We start from the raw sequence: 22,469 nt of genomic DNA on the forward strand, positions 1-22,469 counted from the left end.
ACAGACATTATGACTAATCCAAGCAATCAAGCGAAGCGCAAGCTGGTCATCCTCACTGGTGCTGGCGTCAGTGCCGAGAGTGGCATATCGACCTTTAGAGATAGTGACGGACTGTGGGAAAACTATCCCGTCCAGGACGTAGCCTCTATCGAAGGCTTCATGCGCAATCCCAAGCTGGTGCTAGATTTTTACAATGATCGTCGTCGCGACTATGTAGGCTGCGAGCCCAATGCGGCACACTACGGGCTAGCTGAGCTAGAGCGTCAGTACGATGTGACCGTCGTGACGCAAAATGTGGACAACCTCCACGAGCGTGCAGGCAGTAGCAAGGTGATACACCTCCATGGCGAACTGATGAAAAACTGCTCCGTGCGCAATACCCAGAAGACTTATCCCGTAGACCCCAAGCACCCCGACCTGCATGTGGGCGACCTAGCTCCCGACGGATCGCAGCTGAGGCCCTTTATCGTATGGTTTGGCGAGGCTGTCCCCATGATCGAGCCAGCCATTCGTGAGGCAAGCCAGGCAGACATTATGGTGGTCGTCGGGACTTCGCTCAATGTCTACCCCGCCGCGAGTCTCCTCGCCTACGTTCCCAACGGCACCCCCATCTACCTCATTGATCCCAAAGAGGTCAATACGCACGGCATCGCTCATGTCACACACATTCAGAAGGTTGCCACGCAAGGGGTCAAAGAGTTGCTAGACATCCTGATGCCTCAGTCGTAATAGTCTTTTCCTCTGCTCATGTCTACTCACACCACACGACAGCTCTGTCAGCAGCGTCTCTCTAGGACACTCCTCCTGCTCCCCATCCTTGTGCTGAGCCTCCTCTGCAGTTGCCACAAGCAACAGAGATACCACATATCAGGATACACCGATGCGCAGGAAGGTGCCGACCCACCTTTGCTTAAGTTGACTCTAGACGGTAAAACCATCGACAGCTGCTTTGTGTACGAAGGGGAGTTCCACCTCAAGGGCAACTATGTGGACAGTATGAGCCAAGACATCGCTTACCTAGAGATAACCGGAGAGCCGCCTATCCCAATCGTCCTCTCGACACAGCCACTCGCTATTGACTTCATCAAGCGTAGACTAATCGAGGGTGACTATCTCAATCAAGAGCTCGACCGCCTCTACGTCTCCCTCGACAGCTTGGGAGGTGACTTCAAGCAAAATCTTGCGGCGATACCACCCGACAGTGCGCTCTATGACGCCTTCGATCAGGGCTTTAAGTCCGCCATCGACAACTACACCGCACTGGCTAAAGACTATTGCTTGCGCCACCCCAACGACCCCGTCGGAATCATCGCCTCGGTAATGCTCCTGACGATCAACTATGAGAGCCTCCTCGAGACGGCGCCTTTCGTGCGAAGCCATATGGGACCCCTCGTCTTGAAGAATAAAGAAATAGATCTCTACCTAAGCACCGTAGACAACTTCTACCGTACCGCTCCTGGCACCCCCATCATAGACCTTCCACTAGAGACACTAGAGGGCGATACGACCTATCTATCCAAGCAGTTGCTCCCAGGCTGCTACACCCTCCTGCACTGCTGGGCTGGCTGGTGCAAGCCTTGCCTAGACGAGATGCCCAACCTGATCAAAGCTTACAAAATCTACCATGAGCGCGGACTAAACATGGTCGGTATCTTCCTCTGGGACGAGCCGTACAATCTAAAGATGCTACAAGCCGAGTACCAGCTCCAGTGGCCACAACTCTACGAGCCCACCGCCCGTACATCCATCACTTACGGCATCTATAGCATCCCCGAGATTATGCTGATAGCGCCCGACGGGACAATCGCCGCACGCTCCCTACGTGGTGCCGAGCTCTTCGACACGCTCGAGTCAATCTATCGCTAAGGTATGACCGGGCTCCCTCCCATAGATCCGCTCCTAGACGAGCGCATGATGCAGCTAGCCCTCCAGCAGGCTCTCGTAGCTGACGAAGCTGACGAAGTGCCCATCGGAGCTGTCATAGCGGTCGGCACACGCATCTTAGCAAAGAGTCATAATCAAGTCGAGCTACTCAACGACCCCACGGCCCACGCCGAGATGCTAGCCATCACGCAGGCCACCGCAGCCATCGGTGGCAAGTACCTCCCGCAGTGCACACTTTACGTGACCGTCGAGCCATGCCCCATGTGTATGGGCGCCTTGCGCTGGACACAGATAGGACGTATCGTCTATGGCACAGCCGACCCCAAGGGCGGCTATATGCACTACAGCAATGCGCTCCCCCACCCCAAGAGTGTCGTCGTGGGAGGCGTCTGCGAGGAGGAGTGCCGTGAACTGATGGTCTCCTACTTCCGACGCAAGCGGCGCTCTCGCTAACCGCCCCAGGATTTCCAAGTGCACTTGAAATTCTTGCTCCGATAAGTGTACTGGACCAGGAGGTAACGTGTAGGAGGTATCAATTAAATAGTTATTAAACGGAGAACGGTCACTATTGTGGCCGTCCTTTGTTTTAACCTTTACACCTTTGGTTGGAGCGGTATGCAACAAATGCCTCTGAGCCTTCGAAGCAAAACCCCGCCAAACCTTGGTTTCACCTAGTGAAACTAGAGTTTCACCCCCATTTGGCACTGGAGTTTCATACGGAAGAAACTAGAGTTTCATACGGAAGAAACTAAAGTTTCATACGGAAGAAACTGGAGTTTCATGCAGGAGAAACTGAAGTTTGCCCAAACAACATGGGAGTTGCCGTAGATACGCCAACCCTTGAGGAGCTGTTTTTGGGGAATCAATGTAACGGGAGCGTGAGTAGCCGATGAGGCTCTTACTGAGGATCTAGGCTATAGATCGAGTCGGGATAGGTGGCCTCGACGAAGAAGAGCGCACGGGCTGGAGCGGCCGAGCCGGCTAGCGTGCGGTCTTCGCTCTGGATCAGTTCTGCGATCGAGTCTGGCGTGCGCTGTCCGTAGCCCACCTCGAGGAGCGTCCCGACCATCGTACGCACCATGCCGTGGAGGAAGCGATTGGCACACACCTCGTAGCGCATCGCATCCCAGAGACCAGGCATCTCAACCTGCTCCCAATGCGCTGTGTAGACGGTACAGCGATTGTGCTTCGTCTGCGTGTGTAGCTTGCTAAAGGAGGTGAAGTCGTGCTCACCGATGAAGTGGCGACAAGCTTCGTTCATCAGCGCCATATCAGGGAGCGTGCGTCGCTCCCAGCAGTAGTCACCCCAGAAGGGGTTGCTACAAGCCGAGATGTAGTAGTGATACCTTCGCGAGGTAGCGTCAAAGCGGGCGTGAGCCGTCGGGATGACGGGCGTGACAGAGCGAACGGATATGCCACCACGCAGTATGCCACACAAACCTCTCTGTATCTGTGCTAGCGGTGGGTGCGGGATCGGAAGGTCGGCATGCGCCATCATACTGTAGGCGTGTACCCCAGCGTCTGTGCGACCAGCTCCCGTGACCGAGATCGGCTGGCGAAAGAGTATGGACAGGGCGCGCTCTAGCTCAGACTGCACCGAGACACCACGGGGCTGTACCTGCCAGCCACAGTAGTTGGTGCCGTCGTAAGCTACCTCGAGGAATACACGCTGTACGGGAGCCTCCATGGCTTTTAAGGGTGAGGAGCTATCAAGACTTAGAGGCTGCACTACGCTTAGGCGCAGCCTTCTTGGCAGTGGTAGTCGCCTTCTTCGTCGTAGTCTTCTTCGTCGTGGTACGTCCCTTCTTCGGGGTCTCTTTGTCTTGCTCAGCGATGATGGCGACGACCTCGGCGTATGTCAGCTTCGTGGGGTCAGCTTTCTGCTCCTTGGTGAGCTTATAGTTCTTCTTGCCCGCCTTGATGTAAGCGCCCCACCGTCCGTCACGAATCGCAATGTCGGGATCCTCGGGGAAGCTCTTGAGCAGACTGGCAGCATCCTTGCGACGCTTCTCCTCGATCAGCTCGATCGCCTCCTGGAGCGTTATCTCCTCGGGCGTCAGGCCACTGCTCTTGGGGATTGAGGTGAAGGCGCCTTTGTGCCGTAGATAAGGACCGAAGCGACCAACGGCAGCGACCACGTCACCACCCTCAAACTCACCGACCGTGCGGGGCAGGTCAAAGAGCTTCAGCGCCTCCTCTAGCGTGATAGTCTCTATAAGCAGATTGCTGGGGATACTGGCGAAGCGTGGCTTCAGGCGCTCGCGCTCCGCCTCGGGCAGATCATTGTCGGGCGCCTCTCCGATCTGTACCATCGGACCGTAGCGACCGATGCGCGCGATGACTGGCTTGCCACTGACGGGATCGGTACCGAGCAGACGCTCGCCTGTATAGCGCTTGGCACCTGACTGGCTCTGCTCCTCAATCATCGGGTGGAACTTATCGTAAAACGTCCCAATCAGATCCTGCCACTGAGCCTCACCCTCGGCAACTTTGTCAAAGCGCTCCTCGACATCGGCCGTGAAGTTGTAGTCCACGACACGGGAGAAGTTTTCCGTTAGGAAGTCGGTCACCACGATTCCCATATCAGTGGGAACGAGTCGTCCACGGTCTCCACCGTAGCGCTCCTTCTGCTTGTGCGACTTGATAGTTGTATTTCCTGCGCTATGCTGCCAGCTGAGGTATAGCACATCGCGACTCTCGCCTTGGCTCTCGCCACGACGAACGTAATCTCTATTTTGGATGGTCTGAATCGTCGGAGCGTAAGTAGACGGTCTGCCGATGCCTAGCTCCTCCATCTTGCGAACGAGGGATGCTTCGGTGTAGCGGGGCTTGGGCTTGGTAAAGGATTGGCGTCCCTCTATCTCTCGCAGCTGTAGCGCATCGCCCTCCTTCAGCTTGGGAAGCTCATTGCCACTCGTATCCTCCTCGTCATCACGGCTCTCTGTGTAAGCGCTGATGAAGCCGTCAAAGACGATGACCTCGCCACGAGCCTCTAGACGTACGGGCTCTGCACCCTGCGAAGCGATCTGTGCGATCGTCCGCTCGATGCGGGCATCGGCCATCTGACTAGCGAGCGTGCGCTTGCGGATGAGATCGTAGAGGGCTTGCTCCTGCTTAGTTCCTTGTATCGTGGCATTGCGCAGATAGGTCGGGCGAATAGCTTCGTGCGCCTCCTGTGCCCCTTTGCTCTTCACGTGGTAACGTCGGCGCTGATAGTAGTCGGCGCCCCACTGCTCTAGGATCACTGTCTCGGCATCATGGAGTGCGAGGCTGGAGAGATTGACCGAGTCGGTACGCATGTAAGTGATGAGACCTCGCTCGTAAAGAGCTTGCGCCACACGCATCGTGTTGGAGACGCTCATACCGAGCTTGCGAGAAGCCTCCTGCTGGAGCGTACTCGTGGTGAATGGTGCCGACGGAGAGCGACGCCCAGGCTTCTGCTCAACCTGCTGCACGGCAAAGGTTGACTGACTATCGATAGCTCGCTGCATGAGTTGGCGAGCGGCTTCCTCGGAGGGGAGGTTGTCAGGGAGTGTCGCAGTAAAGGTTTCTCCACCCTTGGTCTCTAGGCGAGATGAGATGGCAAAAGAGATCTCTGGCTGGAAGGCTAGTATCTCGCGCTCCCGCTCTACGATGAGACGCACAGCGACGCTCTGCACACGTCCAGCCGAGAGCGAGGGGCCGACACGTCGCCAGAGGACTGGCGAGAGTTCAAAGCCTACGATACGATCCAAGACACGACGTGCCTGCTGGGCATCTACGAGGTTTTCGTTGATCGAGCGTGGGTTCTGTATGGCGTGCTGTATGGCGCTCTTGGTAATCTCGTGGAATGCGATACGGTGTGTCTCCTTGTTCTGTAGATCTAGCACATGATAGAGGTGCCAAGCGATCGCCTCTCCCTCGCGGTCTTCATCGGATGCGAGCCAGACGATGTCACTCGCCTTAGCCGCTTTGCGAAGCTCCGATACGAGACGCTGCTTGTCTGCGGGGATCTCATAGATGGGTGCGAAGTGGTGCTCCACGTCTACACTAAAGCTACTCGGCTTGAGGTCTCGTATGTGTCCATAGCTCGAGAGCACTTTGTAGTCAGCTCCGAGGAATTTGCCAATCGTCTTCGCCTTTGCGGGGGACTCTACTATTACTAAGTTCTTCTGCTTTGCCATATTCTCACGCTATCTGAGACCGTTGCCTCAGTCTCAATCGGTGCAAAGGTACTCTTTTATAAGGAAACGAACGCTTTAGCCGAAAAAGCGCTCAACTCCGCAAATCAATTAGCTCAATGAGATACGTAATCCGCTGTGTAGTCATTAGGATCTTGGCGTGTAGCGACATGTGGGGACGCACGGCTCGTGCGTCTGTCCTCGTCACAACCACGATGCTGTAACATTTGATACAACGGACGCACGACCGTGCGTCCCTACATATCGTTACTCGTCAGCACTGCAAGAGAAGGCGTCCGTCAATCTAACGAGTAGATCGGCGGACGCCTTGACATTATATTATATAGTGTGTGCGGGTCTCCCTAGATTAGTTGACCTTGCTCAAACTATTCATACCGCGCTTGATAGCCTCCTCGTTGAGGGGGATCAGCTTGTGGTGACGCTCAGGCAAAGACTTCTTGAGTCCTGCGATGATGCTCTCGAGCTTGAGCATAGGAGCCGCCTGGAGCATACCACCAAGTATGATCATGTTGAAGATCTTGTCATTGCCCATCTCCATACTCTGCTCCGTAGCGGGAACCTCGTAGATGTTGATGTCCTTGCGGTCAGACTTGTGCTGGATCAGAGCTGGGTCGTAGATCAGGATACCGCCCTTCTTGACACGAGGAGCGAACTTGTCGAGTGATGGTTGGTTGAGCACGATGACAACATCATACTCGTTGACAACGGGTGAGCTTACAGGCTCATCGCTGACGATGACCGTAACGTTACTCGTACCACCACGCTGCTCAGGTCCGTAAGAAGGCATCCAGGATACCTCCTTGTTCTCCATGATACCAGAGTAAGCGATGATCTTACCCATAGAGAGTACGCCCTGACCTCCGAAGCCAGATATGACTATTTCGTAATTCATAGTTGTTCCTTTCGTCTGATTAGATTTTCATTGTAACCACCTCGTCGTTGCTACCCTTAGACTCGACATCCTTGATGTCACCTAGAGCGTACTTGTCGACCATAAACTTCGACATCCACTCGTTAGCCTTAGCAGGGCTCATCTTCCAGCCTGTATTGCAGGTTGATACAAACTCAACGACGCTGGTACCCTTGCCTGCGAGTGAGTTCTCAAAAGCCTTGCGTAGAGCCTTCTTAGCCTTGCGAACAGCACCAGCCGTGTGTACACTCTGACGTGTGACGTAGCAAGTACCGTCTAGCTCAGAGAGGATCTTGGAGATAACGAGAGGATAACCGTTAAGCTCTGGTGTACGACCATCAGGGCAGGTGACAGTCTTCATACCGAGTAGTGTGGTAGGAGCCATCTGACCACCGGTCATACCGTAGATACCGTTGTTGATGAAGATGATGACGATGTTCTCACCACGGTTTGCAGCGTGGATCGTCTCAGCAGTACCGATAGCAGCTAGGTCACCATCACCCTGATAGGTGAAGACGAGCTTATTTGGATAGAGACGCTTGATAGCAGTAGCTACAGCAGGCGCACGACCGTGAGCAGCCTCCTGCCAGTCGATATCTATATAGTTGTATGCAAAGACGGAGCAGCCCACAGGAGCTACACCGACAGTCTGGTCGCCCATGCCCATCTCCTCGAGGACCTCTGCAACCAGCTTGTGCACGACACCGTGGCTACAGCCTGGGCAGTAGTGCATCGTGTTATTGTTGAGCAAACTTGGCTTCTGATAGACCAAGTTCTCTGGTTTGGTTATATCCTTTATATCCATGATATTCGTTGTCTATTACTGGTTATTGATAAAGGGTAAGCTTACTTGACGAGCTTCGTACGCAAAGCGTTGAGGACCTCGTCTGGAGAGAATAGCATACCACCCATACGTCCGAAGTGCTCTACAGGGCAGCGACCATTGACGGCAAGTCTGACATCCTCGACCATCTGACCAGCGTTGAGCTCGACAGAGAGGAAGCCCTTGACACCACGCTCAGCGAGCTTGGAGATCACCTCGTATGGATAAGGCCATAGCGTGATAGGACGTACAAGACCTACCTTGAGACCCTCTTGACGAGCCACCTGAACGACCTTCTGGCAGATACGTGCAGAAGAGCCAAAAGCTACTAGTACGTAGTCAGCATCCTCTGTCATCGTCTCCTCGTAGCGGATCTCGTTCTCCTCGATCTTGCGATACTTCTCCTGGAAACGTAGGTTGTTTTGCTCCATCACAGCTGAGTCTAGCTCGAGAGATGTGATGATAGCACGCTTGTCAGGTGTATGACCTGTAGTAGCCCAGGGGCAACTAGCAGCAATCTCCTCATCGGTGTGGCGAGGCTTCTGCTCAGGTAGTACGACCTTCTCCATCATCTGTCCGATGATACCATCGCTTAGGATCATAACTGGGTTACGATACTTAAACGCCATGTCCATACCGAGACCTACGAAGTCTACCATCTCCTGTACAGAGTAAGGAGCCAGTACGATGAGGCGGTAGTCACCGTGACCACCACCCTTGGTGGTCTGGAAGTAGTCAGCCTGACTTGGCTGGATCGTACCTAGACCAGGGCCACCACGCATCACGTTAACAATTAGTGCAGGCAGCTCAGCACCAGCGATGTAGCTGATACCCTCAGCCATAAGGCTGATACCAGGGCTAGAGGAGGAGGTCATGACACGCTTACCAGCGCCAGCACCTCCATATACCATGTTGATAGAAGAGACCTCGCTCTCAGCCTGTAGGACGACCATACCGGTCTTCTCCCAGGGGCGTAGCGACATAAGTGTCTCAAGAACCTCAGACTGAGGTGTGATAGGATATCCGAAATAGCCATCCAGTCCGTTGAGGATTGCCGAGTGTGCCAGGGCCTCGTTGCCCTTCATCAGTTTTACTTCTGCCATGATAGCTATTAGGATTAAAGGGTTACTTTATAGACGCTGATACAGCCGTCGGGACAAACTACGCCACAATTTGCGCAGCCAATGCACGTTTCGGGGCTGCTCATATAGCAGTAGTGATACCCCTTGTCGTTCACCTCGTCTGGGTGAAGCGAGATACTCGTAGTAGGACACGCCACAACGCAGAGGTTGCACCCCTTGCAGCGTTGCTCGTTGACTACGATTGCTCCTCTAAATTTTGCCATGTGTAGTACGTTATAGATAATTGTACCCTCCTCCCGTCAGCAGACAAAAGTCGAGTACTGTGATACAATTAGTTTTCTTCGACCTCAAAGTTACGAAGAATATTCGAAATACCTACCATTAGGTAGTGAAAAAGATTGTTTTCCTGACAAGTTCTCCGTAAAGAGGCTCTTTTGAAGATGAATACGATCCTAAAAACGACTAGAGACTGCAGCTAGCTAGCGACAGTCTCTAGAGGGATAGGAGCGAAAGTCGTCGAAACTCCTCGAAGGAATTTCCAAATAACTCGCTAGAAGATAAAAGTTCTCCACGGAGCCAGGAAATGAAACTTCGGAAGAAGCAAATCAAAGTTCCGAAGAATTTTTCCGTTCCTCCGTGGATAATCAGTCACCTTGTGTCATGCGCCAGCCCTGCCAGATTTTGCTCTCAGCAGTTATTTCAGTAGATTTGCGTGAGAATCGATCGGGCGCATCCTGTGGACTGAGCCCCCTAAGTAAGACCTTTTACCGATGAACTACAAAGGATACCTATATACGCTACTTCTCTGTGGCAGCATGCCACTAGCCTATCCACTACAGGCGCAGGAGACCTTTAGCATACCCACCGAGCAGCATGCCATCGAGGTGACCCTCGCAGCTGGCTCGCCCCTACGCACCACGACGCTCCTCTCCTCTACACGACGTCTGAGCGAGTCGGATGGGTGGTTTGCCACTTACGGGGCGCATCTACTGGGTCGTCCGAGTGCTGCTGCCGAGCTGGAGGAGTATATTACCAGAGAGCCCGTCTCCCGTGAGGCGCAGATAGCGCGCATAGCTCGTGCCACACACTACCTATATAATAAGGAGTACAATCGTGCTCGCCATACGCTAGAGCAGGTGCGTGAGCAGACCTTGACACGTGAGGCGCAGAGCGAGTGGCAGGTCAAGATGGTCTATGCGCTCCTACTGTCTGGTCGCTCTGTAGATCAGGTCGAGCGACTCTTTGAGTTGACCGCTGACAATGGAGGTTACTGGGGCGATGTGGCTAGGCTCTATCTGGCGCAGCTATACATAGCGCAAAACAATCTGGACAAGGCTGAGCGCACGCTCCTCCCGATACAGGATCAGGGCGATCTGCAGTATGACGCTCGTCTAGGACTGGCGCGGATAGCCCTTTATCGACAAAACTACCAGTCGGTGCTCACGCACACCGAGGCACTTGCTACGGCACGCCTCTCAGAGGAGCAGCGCACGGAGAGTCAGATACTAGAGGCAAACGCTTGGTATCGTCTTGAGGAGCCGAGCAAAGCTATCGAGCGCCTCGCTCCACTAGCAGAGCAAAAGGCTAATGCCCTGACACCCGAAGACCAACTTATCCTCGCAGCCGCCTACATGGAGACGGAGCGCACGGAGCAAGCGATCCCGCATCTACTCCTAGCGACCCGTGGCGATGCGGAGACGAGCGGGGTGGCCAACCTTTACCTAGCCCGTGCTCGTAGAGATATGGGGCTTTACTCCGAAGCTTTGGCATCCTATCAGGTGGCAGCAGATAGAGCTGTAGCTCCTACGATCCGTGAAGCAGCTATCTATGAGCAGGTATTGCTGATGCGCAGTAAGGCGGGCGGTTCGTTTGGTCAGGAGGTGAGGCTCTGCGAGGAGTTTCTCAATACATTCGCCCAGTCGGCACACCGTGAGGCGATGGAGCGCTTTCTCATCGAGAGCTACTACCGCAGCCCCGACTACCAGACTAGTCTAGCCTCCATAGGACGTATCAAGAGTCCTTCGCCCGTTATTGTAGAGGCGCAGTGCTATCTGCTCAATCAGCTCACACAGCAGGCACAACAGACGGGCGACCTAGCCCTAGCACAGCGCTACAACCAGCAAGCACAAGGGCTCGGCACGCGCTCCACACACCACATTGAGGCGCAGCTCCTAGGAGCGCAACTTCTCTCGCAGCAGGGAGCCTACAAGCGTGCATCACAAGCTCTCACTGCTATCCTCAATAAGCGCACAGCCACTAGCGAACAGCTACAGATAGCTCGCTACCTACTGGGCTACAGCCAGATCAAGCAGAAGCAGTACGGAGCTGCCACGCAGACGCTCTCTATCTTACTCCAAGAGGGCACGCTCGACAATACACTGCAGGCGGATGTCCACGCCCGCCTAGGCGATGCGCACTATATGCAGGGGCACTACACGCCTGCCGTACGCTACTACGAGGAGGCTTACAGGATCGCTCCTGACAATCAGGTCTATGCGCTCTATATGCTGTCCGACATAGAGGGTCTCAAGAAGGACTACAAGGCGCAGATAGCTGCACTCGATAAGTTGATCGCTCGCCACCCGAACAGCCTTTACAAGCCTCGCGCTATGTATGATCAGGGACGAGCTATGGAGCTGTCAGGACAGCATGCGGAGGCTATCGGAGCTTTCACACGTCTGACGCAGGAGTACCCGCAGAGCGAGTATGGGCGCAAGGCTGCCTTGCAGTTGGCACTACTATATTATAATAGGAATGAGACGAACCGAGCCATCGAGACTTACAAAGCGCTCCTGGCCGAGGCGCCACAGAGTGGCGAGGCGAAGCAGGCTTACGAAGCGCTGAAGAGTATCTACATCGAGGAGGGACGCTCCACTGAGTTTGTCCAGTACGCCAACAGCATTGGCGGCAGCTACGCCATCAACGAGAGCGAGGCGATGAGCATCTCCTTCGAGACGGCCGAGCGTGCTTACCAGTCCCGACAGCCACAGGCAGAGCGCTTGCTCAAGGAGTACCTAGCTCTGAAGCCACAAGGTGCTTCTTCGCTCTTAGCGCACTACTACTTGGGCGATCTCTACGAACGTGCTGGCAAGGAGGCAGACGCTCTAGCACTCTATGAGCGCATCTACCCCAGTCGCAAGCAACTGTCGCAGGAGCTGCACATTGGTTTGCTCCAGAAGATGTCTACGATTCGCCTTCATCAGCGAGCTTATGCGCAGGCATTGCCCTTGCAACAGGAGCTCCTCACACTACCACTAGCCCCCGCGAGCTATCAGACGACACTGCTCTCAGCTACCGAGAGCGCACTCCAAGCGGGACAATATGCGTGGGTCATCAAGGTCGTAACCCCTCAGCTAGACAAGGCTAAGGGATGGAGCCAAGAGCAACTAGACCTCTTGACTTGTCGCCTAGCTACCAGCTACTTGAAGACAGGACAGAGCAACCAGATCGAGGCTCTGCTAAAGCCGCTTGTAGCCCGTATAGGAACCTACGCAGGCAGTCAGGGGACGCTCCTATTGGCTCAGTACTACGTCTCCAACAAGGTGCAGCAAAGCTACTCGAAGCAGCTACTGGACAAGCTGGTCAACGAAGCTTACCCAGACCCCGATCTATCTGCCGAGACGATCATAACGCTCTCCGACTGGTACCTCGCCAAGGGGGATCCCGACACGGCAAGACTATATCTAGAGAGCTTGCTCAAGAACTACACCGACGAGACTTCGCCGATACGTCAGCGTGCCGCAGAGAAGCTCGCACAGCTTCGCCAAAGTACGACTCGCTAATGCGCCTCTCGCCTTCCATTTCTCACGATTAAGCCTATCATCGATGAAACGACTATACATACTTCTCCCAGTACTGCTCAGCAGCCTGCTCCCAGCTTTAGCTCAACAGCCCACCCCTCCCGCCAAGCGTGACACAATCAGCCGTGAGGTCACCGTGGTGAGCGAAAAGGTGAGACAGATAGATGACACCAATCCTATCTTTACGCTGATACCTCTGACTAAGCCTCAGATAGAGCGCTACAACCCAGCCACGCCTCGCTCCACGAGAGACTTCACGCCGACCCTCTCACCAGCGCCGACGCCTCAGCTGTCTAGCTTTGCCAGTGAGGTGCCTCAGCCTTACAATGGGATCATGGCCCGTCTCTTCGGAGGCTTTGCACCGGCTTTCGGTGGGGATCTGGCGGGGCAGTGGCACTTTGGGAGCAAGCATAACGTCCTTTCTCTCGACCTGACGCACCGCTCGGAGCTTTTCACGCTCAGCAAGAACGGGCCCAACCGCTCCGTGCATGGTCCTACTCGGGAGACCGATCCTGACTATCACTACCTTGAGGAAGTTCCCCGACAGACGGAGATGTACCGCCACGCTACCGAGGGAGTCCTAGGCTACAGCTATCACTGGAAGGAGAGCACCGTCAAGCTACAGGGAGGGATCCGTAGTCACATCTTTGCGCACACACCTACGCAGCAGAGGATGCAGATGGGTACGCTTCCCCTATTGGACCGCACCCGCTGGCAAGACAAGCTACGCGAGTACAGTCTGACGGGTCGCATAGAGAACCTCCAGGCGCAGAACTGGTCCTTTGACCTTGGCGCACGCTACGCCTTCCTATCCCATTCACTACCTAGCCCAACTCAGGGCGACATCCTGGCTAGCGAGCATCTACATGTGATTGACGCTGATGGAGCTACCGCCGTGCAGCTCTCTGATGACTGGTCTCTAGGACTGAGCGCCGATATGCGTATCCGCACGAGCCAGCCGTCACAGCTCTTCCTCCTAGGGGCACACCCGCAGTTCCGCTATCGTGGGTTCGTTAACTTTGCCGACCTAGACTTCTCAGGCGGTGTCGGCGTGGACTTTGCCAACCAAGAGGTACTGGTCTACCCAGAGGTTCGGCTGTCACTCTCTGACCAGAGACGCTGGGAGTGGTACCTGCGGGCTTCGGGCGGAATACAAGATGTCAACCCCTTTGACTACCTAGCTCGCCTACCAGGTGTCATGCTCGACGCACTGCCTAGACCTGAGCGTCAGCAGCTCGCCTCTCGCACAGGCGTCAAGCTCCAGCTCGGCTCTGGTACCTACGAGCTGTACGGCGGGTACGATCACTACGGCCGCACTTACGGCTTCGACCTCCTACCCTACTACACTGGCGAGGAGCTACAGTGCTCATGGCTACAGTCGCAGCGCAATGATTACACGAAGCTCGACATCTTCTACGCAGGCGCAGACCTCTCTACGGTCATCGCAAAGGTTTGTGAGCTAAGCCTCGGAGCGCAGTTCAACCGTCTGGCTAACTTCACCGTCCGCGTTCCCAAGCCTTACTTCCAGAGCTATGCGAAGTTGGCCGTCCGTCCTACACGTCGCCTAGATCTTCGTGGGGTGGTTTACTACGACACCTGTCTTTCGCCCAAGATCCTTCACCCCGCTCAGGCTCCCAAGACTGGGCTTCTAGTGGGCGCAGCGTGGGCTTCGCTCACAAGGTTTACCGCTGAGGTGACAGCACAGTATCGCTTGACGGATATGTGGACGCTTTTTGCCACTTTCGACAGTCAGTACTATGGACTAGGTGCTTACAATATGAAGCAGCCCTACAGCGGGCGCATCGGGGTACAGTTTAACTGGTCCGCATTATAATAAGGAGTCCTATGACAGATCAAGCAAAGAGTGGTGGCTATAAGTTCCTCGCCATCAAAGACCGTGACTGTCTGCTCGGGAGCAATGGGCAGATAGCGCTAGAGGATCGCGAAGCTCTCCTAGAGGTACAGGAGGAGTACGCTCTACGTGTGGCGATCGCCAGCGAAGCGCCTATGACTAGTCTCCTGAAGCTCTCCGAGCAGCTACAACTACCGCGCAATAGTGGCTACATCATCTCCCACCTAGGTGCACGCGTTCACAACTGTCGCACGGGTCGTGAGCTGGCTTCTCGCCCACTCCGCCCCGCCGAGCTCTCCCATCTCTACGAGCTGGTGGATAGCGACTACACGCTAGTATTCATCGGAGAGAAAGCACTCTACGCCACCAAGACTCATCAGCCACGTGTCCTACAGCTCGCCAAGCTCTGGGGCATGCCAATCCTAGACTTGACCAAGGCAGATGAGCCCTTCCAGGCTCCCTCCGAGCCAATCTTTAGAGCGCTTATCTTAGCCCGACAGGATCGACTGGAGAAGCTGAGCGAACGGTTCAAAGCTGAGCAAGCCTTGACCGCCACCCTCTACGATGAGCCGATGAATGAGCTCTCGATCGTAGCTTCTGGCGTCAGCCTGCGAGGAGCACTCGACTTTATTCTCGACCGACTAGACCTTAATCAGCAAAACATCATCGCCGTCGGCACCACCCTAGAGGATGTCACCATGGTGCAGCGCGCTGGACTAGGCGTAGCTATGGCAAACGCTCCCGAGCCGCTCAAGAGCTGCGCCGACTACATCACCACCTCTTGCGACGCAGCGGGCTTAGCCCACATGATTACTAAGCAAATCAAGCTACGCTACGACGGAGTTCCCTTTGACCCAGAAGATGCCAACGCTATCATGCCCAACACGCTCATGGGAGCGCTCGGCATACGTTGCACAGAGATCGCGCAGGGCTATGTCACTGGCACGATGCCCGTGGACAGTCGCACGAGACAGCCGATGGGCATCCTGCACGGAGGCGCCTCGCTAGCCTTTGCCGAGACCCTCGCAGGGCTAGGTTCAGTAGCTATAGCCAACGAAGGCGAGATACAAGTCGGCATGCAGGTGAGTGGCTACCACGTCTCCTCGACAGTCGTCGGAGACACTGTGCGAGGTGTCGCCACGATACTTCACAAGGGGCGCAGCACCCACGTCTGGAACGTGGATATCTACTCCACACAGAGCGGTAAGCTCATCTCCACCTGCCGTGTCATCAATAGTATCCTCAAGCAGCGCTAAACCTTTGCACACGCTATGAGTCAACTCCTAGAGCGATTCCTCCGCTACGTAAAGGTGCACACCACCTCCGATCCGAATAGTCCGACGAAGCCCTCGACCTCCTGTCAGTGGGACTTGCTCCGTCTGCTTCACTCGGAGCTAGAGGCGCTACAGATACCAGCCACCTGCTATGATGCGGGCTATGTGATAGCGCAAATCCCAGCCACGGCCGGTTACGAAGAGGTTCCCCGCATCGCGCTCCTCGCTCATGTAGACACCTCTCCCGAAGCTCCTGGCGAAAAGGTCTCTCCCTGTCTCCACCCTAACTACGACGGCAAGCCGATCCAGCTAAAGGGGAGCATACTCAGTCCCAGTGACTACCCCGATCTACTACGCTATGTGGGGCATACGCTCATCACGAGCGACGGGACGACACTCCTCGGAGCTGACGACAAGGCGGGTGTCGCCATCTTGATGACCCTTGCTGCGGAGCTACAGAGCAAGCCCGAGTTAGCGCACGGACCTATCGCACTTGCCTTCACTACAGACGAAGAGGTGGGGCGAGGTCTGGAGTCCTTTGACGAGAGCCAGCTTCAGGCGACCTACGCTTACACCATCGACGGAGGACTCGAAGGCGAGTTTGAGTACGAGTGCTTTCACGCAGCCTCTGCACGCATCACAGCCACGGGGCTCAACGTTCACCCAGGCAGTGCCTACCACACGATGCGCCACGCACTCCAGTCGCTCATCAAGCTCGACTACAGACTAGGTTACACGCACGAGCGACCCGAGGTAACCCAGGGGCGGGAAGGCTTCCTGCATCTATGCCACATGGAGGGAGATGTCTCGTCTGCGACCGCTAAGTACATCATACGCGACCACGACCGTCAGCTCCTAGAGGAGCGCATAGAACGCATCCGAGAGGTGGCTCAGCAGATCAACGAAGAGCCTCACGCCGCTCAGCTGGCAGTCGAAGTCTCCTACCAGTACCGTAATATGTACGACTACATCGCTCCACACCCAGAGGTCATCGAGCATGCGGTGGCAGCCTACGAGGCTGTCGGTGTCAAGCCTATCATCCAGCCGATACGTGGCGGTACCGACGGGGCGGTCCTCTCGGAGCGAGGCATCCCCTGCCCCAACATCTTCACCAGTGGGGGCAACTTCCACTCCATCCACGAGTACTGCTCGCTCGATGCTATGGAGCGCTGCCTCGCCATCGTAACGCAGCTAGTCCATCGCTATGCCACATCAAGAGCTTTAGACTAAAAGCCAACACATTAAATATGTAGCCCGCTAGTAGGAAATCTCTCCTACCAGCGGGCTACATCTCTTTTTATCGTCCCCTTACTACAAAGGGTGCTGCTAAAGCTCCTTCGTATCGCACTATCCTTGTGATACTTACGAGTTCCAAAAACGGTTCCCCTCTTGGAACTTTTTAGTTCCAAGGCAGGAACTTTTTAGTTCCAACGGAGGAACTTTTTAGTTCCAACGGAGGAACTTTTCAGTTCCAACGGAGGAACTGTCTAGCGAAGAGGCGTAGTTCTCTTTGTTTTCGTATCTTTGTCCGCAGGGGAGGTCTATTTCTTCAGATGAATGACGACAATCATCTGCTGTGGTTGCCTCCCTTCGCTATTTAATTTCTAAGACATCGCAGATATATACACTAACAAGGTTAGAAAACTATGAATAAGCAAATTTACCTGGTCCTCGCATTGATCTTATCAACATGCTTTGGGCTAGTCGGCTGTTACCCAGAGTGCCCTGATGATGGAGGCGACCCCAACAAGGAGGACACCATCCCGATGGGCAAGTACACGCCCATCTATGAGCTAGATGCTGATGGCAACTTGAAGCACCTGCCGATACCCTTTGTAGACTTTACAGCGGGTGAACTACCCCTCAAAAAGTGGGAGGCAGCGCACGGAGCCATGCTAGCGAAAGAGGTGGTCGCTGACTTTAAGGGTCAGAAGATCAAGAACTACGTCTTCAACACGCAGGACAAGAGTGGCAAGCAGCCTCTACGCATCTACCTCGTCGGCAACGCAGGCCAGGGTAAACTACAGATATCAACCCTCCTCATCGATAAGAAGCTTGTCTACAATGAGCAGGGCGAAATCAGAAAAGAGTTTGACATGATGACCATCAATGATGGCTTCACAGCGATGGACGACATCTCCAGCAAAACGCCTATGTACAGCAAGGGGAACCTTGTCGTAGGGGTCTCTCAGAGCAAAGATCAGGCTGGATATGCTCAGCTCTCCTTCCTCCCGTTGCCAGGGTCAGTTGCCAAGGTAGACCTAGACAAGACACTCAAGGACTTCCCCTTCACTAGCAAGAAGGCTGAGGAGACCTCTCTAGATGAGATTCGCAAATATGAGACGGCTCTAGGGCTGAGACAGGAGAAGCCGCTGAATGATCCTAAGCGTGCAAACTTTGTAGCTAAGGACAAGAACAAGGGCAACTTCGACCTAGTCAGCTATTACCCGAAGGGCTACACATCCAATGGTGAAACCTACAAGCCTGGTATCTTAGCACTCAGCTATGCGCTCACCATCAAGATGGTCGAGAGCAATCCCGATGTAGCCGAGTGGTTTGTAAACAACGGCTTTAGCAAACCCCAAAAGACGGCTGTCGGCAACAACGCCTACAGCAGCGAAAACGAATACTACACACTCCTCATCATGGAGGCTCAAGGTGGCGTCGCCTTTAGCTTCTCAGCCAAGAAGGAGGCTCCCACACCTGATCCCGCAGAGGACACCAGCATCTTCCCCTCCTACAACTTTGGTGAGAAGTTTAACCCCGCCGACGAGCCCACCCCAGGGACACCCGCGGGCTCTATCTACACCAGTGAGATGGCTAAGGGAGAGGATGTCACCTACTATGCTCCTGTAAAAGGCGATGATGGCAAGATAGACTATGCCTCTACCCGCCTGCAGGTCTCTATTAAGGACCTCTCTAAGTTTAAAGCAGCTGCCATCAATGGCTATCACTACTGCGCCGCCGAGAATGCAACCAAGGACAATATGCATGTCTATAATAAGGGTGCTCTAACGATCAACTCTACCAAGCAATTCAAGACGGGTATTGACAAGGAGCTCAAAGCTGCCCTCGAGAAGGCTGGCTACCAGTACACTGGTCTAGGCAAGGATCAGCTCGGCAACGAGTATTGGTACTACTACAATGCAGAGCACGGCATCTCTCTCCATGTAGTAAAGCTAACGGGAATAGGCTCCAAACTAATTGTCTCAGACTTCTGGCCTGGCGATGACTACAAGCCTCAAGCGGGCAAGCAGATCCGCCTGAACACGCACTACATGCACCGCTAAGCAAGGAGCCTGTCGCCCCTGTGCGACAGTCCCAGTGCTCTAAGCAAAGCAAGAGCCTACTCGCTAACCAGCGGGCAGGCTCTTGTTTTATAGATTTAGGTTTGTGCTAAAGCTCCGTTTTGGAGACTATTGCATAAAGGCGAATCGCTGCGTTGCTTTCGGGATTCGGCTTCGGTCACATACGGATGTATGCTCCCTTCAGACCTCACCCTCAGCGCCTTGCGCTTCATCCTTTCTGCAAAGTCAAGACAATCTTGCAAGCAAGATTGTGAGTCTGTTGACTATTGCAACAGTCTCTTTGGGGAGTTAGCTTTTGGGCAGCGGGACTAGGATGGGGAGTTGTTGCTTCTGGATGGTGATCTCGATGCGACGACCCAACTCGAGGAGTTCACCGTCCACCTGCGCATAGTCCGCATTCTCACGCTCGATGATGAGATGGTCGGTGCGGTAGATGTCGATGGAGGCGCTCTCGTTGATATTCTTGGTAAAGAGGTTGATCGCCACCTGCGGAGCCTTCAATAAGGACATATTGCGGATGACCACCACGTCAAAGAGTCCGTCGTCTAGCTCCGCCTCGGGAGCTATGATGGCATTGTTGCCATACTGATCCGCATTAGCGCAGGTCACGAGAAAAGCTTTCTGCTCGATCACCTCACCATTGAGATGGAGGCGATAGAGCGAGGACTTGTGCTTGATAAACTGATCGACCGTCGAGAGGACGTAAGAGAGCGGACCTCGAAAGCTCTTCTGATCGTAGCTAGCGGTCACCTGCGCATCAAAGCCTACGCCAAAGGTCACGAAGAATGGGACCCCATTGGCCTCGCAGCAGTCGATTCGCTTAATATACCCCTTGCGAATCACCTCTAGAGCAGCCTCGGGGTCCATCGGTATGTCAAGGGAGCGCGCCAGTCCATTGCCCGAGCCCATCGGGATGATGCCCATCGTCATATCCGTAGGGCGTACCGCATCAGCTACCTCGTTGATTGTACCATCACCACCGACGCCTATCACCACGTCAAAGCCCTGGCCCGCCACATCGTCTATGATCTGCGCCACGTGACCCTGCTCGTTGGTATAGACGAAGTAAAGCTCACTGCCATTCTCAGAGAGGATGTTGTAAGCCAGCTCTGGGATACTCGTCTTGCGACTTGTGCCAGAGTTAGGATTGATGATGGTTAGGTACTTTCGCTTAGACCCTTTCATACCGCAGTAGAGCTAGTGGTGGAAGGCGAGCATACGCTCACGAGCATAAGCCTCGTATGGGGTGCCAGGGCGACCGTAGTTGCAAAATGGCACAATGCTAATGCCCCCTCGTGGAGAGAAGTCACCTGTCACCTCAATATACTTCGGGTCCATCAGACGGATCAGATCGTCCATGATAATATTGACACAATCCTCATGAAAGGCGCCATGCGAGCGGAAGCTAAAGAGATAGAGCTTGAGACTCTTGCTCTCGACCATACGCACGTCTGGGACATACTCTATATATATGGTGGCGAAGTCAGGCTGCCCCGTAATAGGACAGAGCGCCGTGAACTCAGGGCACTCAAAGCGTACGCGGTAGTCTCGGTCTTGATGTCTATTCTCAAAAGCCTCCAGCACACTCGGATCGTAGTCCTGTGCGTAGACTGTGCGCTTATTGCCTAGGAGGGAGAGTCCCTCGACGGCTCCGTCACGAGCCGTCGAGGGTGATGTAGTTTCTTTCATATTCCAGATTTGGGGTGTCTATAGTATTAGAGTAGGTGCGAAGCCAGCTCACTGAGCTCACTACGCTCGCCCTTGATCAGGTTGACATGCGCAAAGAGTGTCTCGCCACGCATCTTGTCGATCATGTAGGCGAGGCCATTGCTCTGGCTGTCTAGGTAAAGCGAGTCGATCTGCTCCACGTCACCGCAGAAGATCATCTTCGTCCCCTCACCAGCACGCGTGATGATCGTCTTGACCTCGTTCGGGGTTAGGTTTTGCGCCTCATCGACGATCACGATGGCGTCCGCCAGACTGCGACCACGCAGATAAGCCAGCGCCTCAATGATGAGCTTATTGTCCTGCTGTAGCTTCTCCAGCTCAGCCTGCTGCTTACCACCCTTGAACTGCGACTTGATCACATTCAGGTTGTCAAAGAGTGGCTGCATATAGGGACGTATCTTCTCCTGCTCCGTACCCGGGAGAGCGCCCAAATCCTTATTGGAGAGCGCCACTATAGGACGCGCGAGCATGACCTGCCCATAGCGATCAGCTTGATCTAGAGCAGCCGCTAGAGCTAGGAGCGTCTTGCCCGTACCGGCCTTGCCCGAGAGCGCCACGAGGAGCACGTTGGGATCCATCAGCACGTCAAAGGCAAAGGCCTGCTCCGCATTCCTCGGCGTGATGCCCATATGGGTGAACTTATCGACCCGTCGCACCATCGCCTCAAAGGGGTTGTAGCGCGCCAGCACACTGCTCTGATCGCTCTTGAGGACGAAGCACTCATTGGGTATCAACTTGCTGCCAAACTCTAGTTCGTCAAGTGGAACTCCCTGATCATCATTGTAAAGACGATTGATGAGCTCCACATCGATCCCCTCGAAAACTGGTTGAGCCTCGTCAAAGAGGTCGAAGGTCTGCACCTTATCGTTGAAGTAGTCCTCCACAGGTATGCCGAGCGACTTAGCCTTCATGCGCAGGTTGATATCCTTGCTCACGAGGATCGTCTGCTCACTCTCGTTTTCCTCAGCGATGTGTAGCGTAGCGCTCAGGATCTTGTGGTCGGGGATGTTTTCCCCAAAGGCATGCGCCACACGCTCATGAGGCTTATTGCCTAGGTAAACGTAGAGGCGCCCTCTCCCCTCTCCTAATTCAGCGCCATGCTCGAAGAAGTCAGCGTCAGTCAAGTCGTCGAGCTTGCGAACGAAAGCGCGTGCGTTGAAGTTGATCTGATCGGAGCCTTTCTTAAACTTGTCCAGCTCTTCGAGTACGACGATCGGGAGATAGATATCATTGTCCTCAAACTTGTCGATGCACTCATAGTCGTGCAGGATGACGTTGGTGTCTAGGACAAAGTTCTTACTATGCGACACAACGGTAGCCTTGCTCTTGGCGTTGGAGCGGGGTGTCGTCTTAGAGTGACTCTTGCTGGTGGTTTCCTTTCGCTCTGTCGTAGCAGAGGTGTTTTTCTTTTGGGCTGTTGGCATGTTAGTCTGTTCTTCTAGTTGGTATTTGCGAGCTTGTTTCTTGCTCGTCCCAAAGTTAGTTATTTTATGACAAACGGCCAGCATCTATTTATTCCCCTTATGGCAGAGCCGTGGCACTTAGCTAATATATTTCGGGCAAGATGTATGTTCGTTGGTCGATTTTTACTACCTTAGCGACTGAATACCATTTCAGAGTAGTATCT

The 22,469-nt window shown here is 54.4% G+C and carries 17 protein-coding genes; 8 read left to right on the forward strand and 9 right to left on the reverse strand.

Going from position 1 to position 22,469, the window contains the following annotated elements; all coding sequences use genetic code 11:
- Positions 1 to 9: 9 nt before the first annotated feature.
- Genes L215_RS0105440 through L215_RS0105450 form a run of 3 tightly spaced genes read left to right on the forward strand, consistent with a single transcriptional unit; the run spans position 10 to position 2,337 of the window.
- Positions 10 to 729 (forward strand): SIR2 family NAD-dependent protein deacylase, encoded by a 720-nt coding sequence (locus L215_RS0105440; RefSeq protein WP_025882639.1) that lies wholly within the window; start codon positions 10 to 12, stop codon positions 727 to 729.
- 18 nt (positions 730 to 747) lie between these two features.
- Positions 748 to 1,866 (forward strand): TlpA family protein disulfide reductase, encoded by a 1,119-nt coding sequence (locus L215_RS0105445; protein ID WP_027451465.1) that lies wholly within the window; start codon positions 748 to 750, stop codon positions 1,864 to 1,866.
- Between the two features lie 3 nt (positions 1,867 to 1,869).
- Entirely contained in the window at positions 1,870 to 2,337 is a 468-nt protein-coding gene (locus tag L215_RS0105450; RefSeq protein ID WP_025882638.1) for a nucleoside deaminase, read from the forward strand.
- Between the two features lie 445 nt (positions 2,338 to 2,782).
- Here the strand turns inward: L215_RS0105450 and truA are convergent, their stop codons facing one another.
- The 6 genes from truA to L215_RS09870 form a co-directional block, all read right to left on the reverse strand.
- A complete protein-coding gene (truA, locus tag L215_RS0105455) occupies positions 2,783 to 3,571 on the reverse strand; it encodes a tRNA pseudouridine(38-40) synthase TruA (protein WP_025882637.1) in 789 nt (262 codons plus the stop codon).
- 22 nt (positions 3,572 to 3,593) lie between these two features.
- The gene (gene topA / locus L215_RS0105460; RefSeq protein ID WP_025882636.1) at positions 3,594 to 6,047 is read right to left on the reverse strand and encodes a type I DNA topoisomerase; all 2,454 of its coding nucleotides are present in this window, start codon (positions 6,045 to 6,047) and stop codon (positions 3,594 to 3,596) included.
- A gap of 364 nt (positions 6,048 to 6,411) precedes the next feature.
- Positions 6,412 to 6,957, reverse strand: coding sequence for a 2-oxoacid:acceptor oxidoreductase family protein (locus tag L215_RS0105465; RefSeq protein ID WP_025882635.1), 546 nt, complete (start codon positions 6,955 to 6,957; stop codon positions 6,412 to 6,414).
- A 19-nt stretch (positions 6,958 to 6,976) separates the two neighbouring features.
- Positions 6,977 to 7,780 (reverse strand): thiamine pyrophosphate-dependent enzyme, encoded by an 804-nt coding sequence (locus tag L215_RS0105470; RefSeq protein WP_027451466.1) that lies wholly within the window; start codon positions 7,778 to 7,780, stop codon positions 6,977 to 6,979.
- A 41-nt stretch (positions 7,781 to 7,821) separates the two neighbouring features.
- Complete coding sequence (locus tag L215_RS0105475; protein ID WP_025882634.1) at positions 7,822 to 8,901, reverse strand: 3-methyl-2-oxobutanoate dehydrogenase subunit VorB; 1,080 nt, start codon at positions 8,899 to 8,901, stop codon at positions 7,822 to 7,824.
- Positions 8,902 to 8,915: 14 nt separating this feature from the next.
- Positions 8,916 to 9,143, reverse strand: coding sequence for a 4Fe-4S binding protein (locus tag L215_RS09870; protein WP_004331567.1), 228 nt, complete (start codon positions 9,141 to 9,143; stop codon positions 8,916 to 8,918).
- A gap of 507 nt (positions 9,144 to 9,650) precedes the next feature.
- On the opposite strand from L215_RS09870, the gene L215_RS0105480 reads away from it, so the two are divergent.
- From L215_RS0105480 to L215_RS0105500, 5 genes are all read left to right on the forward strand, one after another.
- Positions 9,651 to 12,662, forward strand: a complete 3,012-nt coding sequence (locus tag L215_RS0105480; RefSeq protein WP_025882633.1) for a tetratricopeptide repeat protein — start codon at positions 9,651 to 9,653, stop codon at positions 12,660 to 12,662.
- A 43-nt stretch (positions 12,663 to 12,705) separates the two neighbouring features.
- The gene (locus L215_RS0105485; RefSeq protein WP_025882632.1) at positions 12,706 to 14,514 is read left to right on the forward strand and encodes a hypothetical protein; all 1,809 of its coding nucleotides are present in this window, start codon (positions 12,706 to 12,708) and stop codon (positions 14,512 to 14,514) included.
- 11 nt (positions 14,515 to 14,525) lie between these two features.
- Positions 14,526 to 15,788, forward strand: coding sequence for an HAD hydrolase family protein (locus tag L215_RS0105490; protein ID WP_025882631.1), 1,263 nt, complete (start codon positions 14,526 to 14,528; stop codon positions 15,786 to 15,788).
- A 15-nt stretch (positions 15,789 to 15,803) separates the two neighbouring features.
- Positions 15,804 to 17,036, forward strand: a complete 1,233-nt coding sequence (gene pepT / locus L215_RS0105495; RefSeq protein WP_025882630.1) for a peptidase T — start codon at positions 15,804 to 15,806, stop codon at positions 17,034 to 17,036.
- Between the two features lie 416 nt (positions 17,037 to 17,452).
- Positions 17,453 to 19,096 carry a hypothetical protein gene (locus L215_RS0105500; RefSeq protein WP_025882629.1) on the forward strand — a complete coding sequence of 548 codons (1,644 nt, stop codon included), beginning with the start codon at positions 17,453 to 17,455 and terminating at the stop codon, positions 19,094 to 19,096.
- Between the two features lie 306 nt (positions 19,097 to 19,402).
- Here the strand turns inward: L215_RS0105500 and L215_RS0105505 are convergent, their stop codons facing one another.
- From L215_RS0105505 to L215_RS0105515, 3 genes are read right to left on the reverse strand one after another with little or no spacing between them, the layout of a single operon-like run.
- Entirely contained in the window at positions 19,403 to 20,299 is an 897-nt protein-coding gene (locus tag L215_RS0105505; protein ID WP_027451467.1) for a diacylglycerol/lipid kinase family protein, read from the reverse strand.
- A gap of 12 nt (positions 20,300 to 20,311) precedes the next feature.
- Positions 20,312 to 20,803 (reverse strand): preQ(1) synthase, encoded by a 492-nt coding sequence (gene queF / locus L215_RS0105510; RefSeq protein ID WP_025882628.1) that lies wholly within the window; start codon positions 20,801 to 20,803, stop codon positions 20,312 to 20,314.
- Positions 20,804 to 20,829: 26 nt separating this feature from the next.
- The gene (locus L215_RS0105515; protein WP_027451468.1) at positions 20,830 to 22,152 is read right to left on the reverse strand and encodes a PhoH family protein; all 1,323 of its coding nucleotides are present in this window, start codon (positions 22,150 to 22,152) and stop codon (positions 20,830 to 20,832) included.
- Positions 22,153 to 22,469 lie beyond the last annotated feature (317 nt).

This window comes from Porphyromonas uenonis DSM 23387 = JCM 13868 (genome assembly GCF_000482365.1).
Lineage (GTDB): Bacteria > Bacteroidota > Bacteroidia > Bacteroidales > Porphyromonadaceae > Porphyromonas > Porphyromonas uenonis.

What these genes read in the sequence shown, in the direction of transcription:
- pepT (WP_025882630.1), top strand. Translation starts at nt 15,804, where the DNA reads ATGAGTCAACTCCTAGAGCGATTCCTCCGCTACGTAAAGGTGCACACC.
- L215_RS0105465 (WP_025882635.1), bottom strand. Translation starts at nt 6,957, where the DNA reads ATGAATTACGAAATAGTCATATCTGGCTTCGGAGGTCAGGGCGTACTC.
- L215_RS0105490 (WP_025882631.1), top strand. Translation starts at nt 14,526, where the DNA reads ATGACAGATCAAGCAAAGAGTGGTGGCTATAAGTTCCTCGCCATCAAA.
- L215_RS0105440 (WP_025882639.1), top strand. Translation starts at nt 10, where the DNA reads ATGACTAATCCAAGCAATCAAGCGAAGCGCAAGCTGGTCATCCTCACT.
- L215_RS09870 (WP_004331567.1), bottom strand. Translation starts at nt 9,143, where the DNA reads ATGGCAAAATTTAGAGGAGCAATCGTAGTCAACGAGCAACGCTGCAAG.
- L215_RS0105500 (WP_025882629.1), top strand. Translation starts at nt 17,453, where the DNA reads ATGAATAAGCAAATTTACCTGGTCCTCGCATTGATCTTATCAACATGC.
- L215_RS0105480 (WP_025882633.1), top strand. Translation starts at nt 9,651, where the DNA reads ATGAACTACAAAGGATACCTATATACGCTACTTCTCTGTGGCAGCATG.
- L215_RS0105445 (WP_027451465.1), top strand. Translation starts at nt 748, where the DNA reads ATGTCTACTCACACCACACGACAGCTCTGTCAGCAGCGTCTCTCTAGG.
- topA (WP_025882636.1), bottom strand. Translation starts at nt 6,047, where the DNA reads ATGGCAAAGCAGAAGAACTTAGTAATAGTAGAGTCCCCCGCAAAGGCG.
- L215_RS0105485 (WP_025882632.1), top strand. Translation starts at nt 12,706, where the DNA reads ATGAAACGACTATACATACTTCTCCCAGTACTGCTCAGCAGCCTGCTC.
- truA (WP_025882637.1), bottom strand. Translation starts at nt 3,571, where the DNA reads ATGGAGGCTCCCGTACAGCGTGTATTCCTCGAGGTAGCTTACGACGGC.
- L215_RS0105475 (WP_025882634.1), bottom strand. Translation starts at nt 8,901, where the DNA reads ATGGCAGAAGTAAAACTGATGAAGGGCAACGAGGCCCTGGCACACTCG.
- L215_RS0105470 (WP_027451466.1), bottom strand. Translation starts at nt 7,780, where the DNA reads ATGGATATAAAGGATATAACCAAACCAGAGAACTTGGTCTATCAGAAG.
- L215_RS0105450 (WP_025882638.1), top strand. Translation starts at nt 1,870, where the DNA reads ATGACCGGGCTCCCTCCCATAGATCCGCTCCTAGACGAGCGCATGATG.
- L215_RS0105505 (WP_027451467.1), bottom strand. Translation starts at nt 20,299, where the DNA reads ATGAAAGGGTCTAAGCGAAAGTACCTAACCATCATCAATCCTAACTCT.
- queF (WP_025882628.1), bottom strand. Translation starts at nt 20,803, where the DNA reads ATGAAAGAAACTACATCACCCTCGACGGCTCGTGACGGAGCCGTCGAG.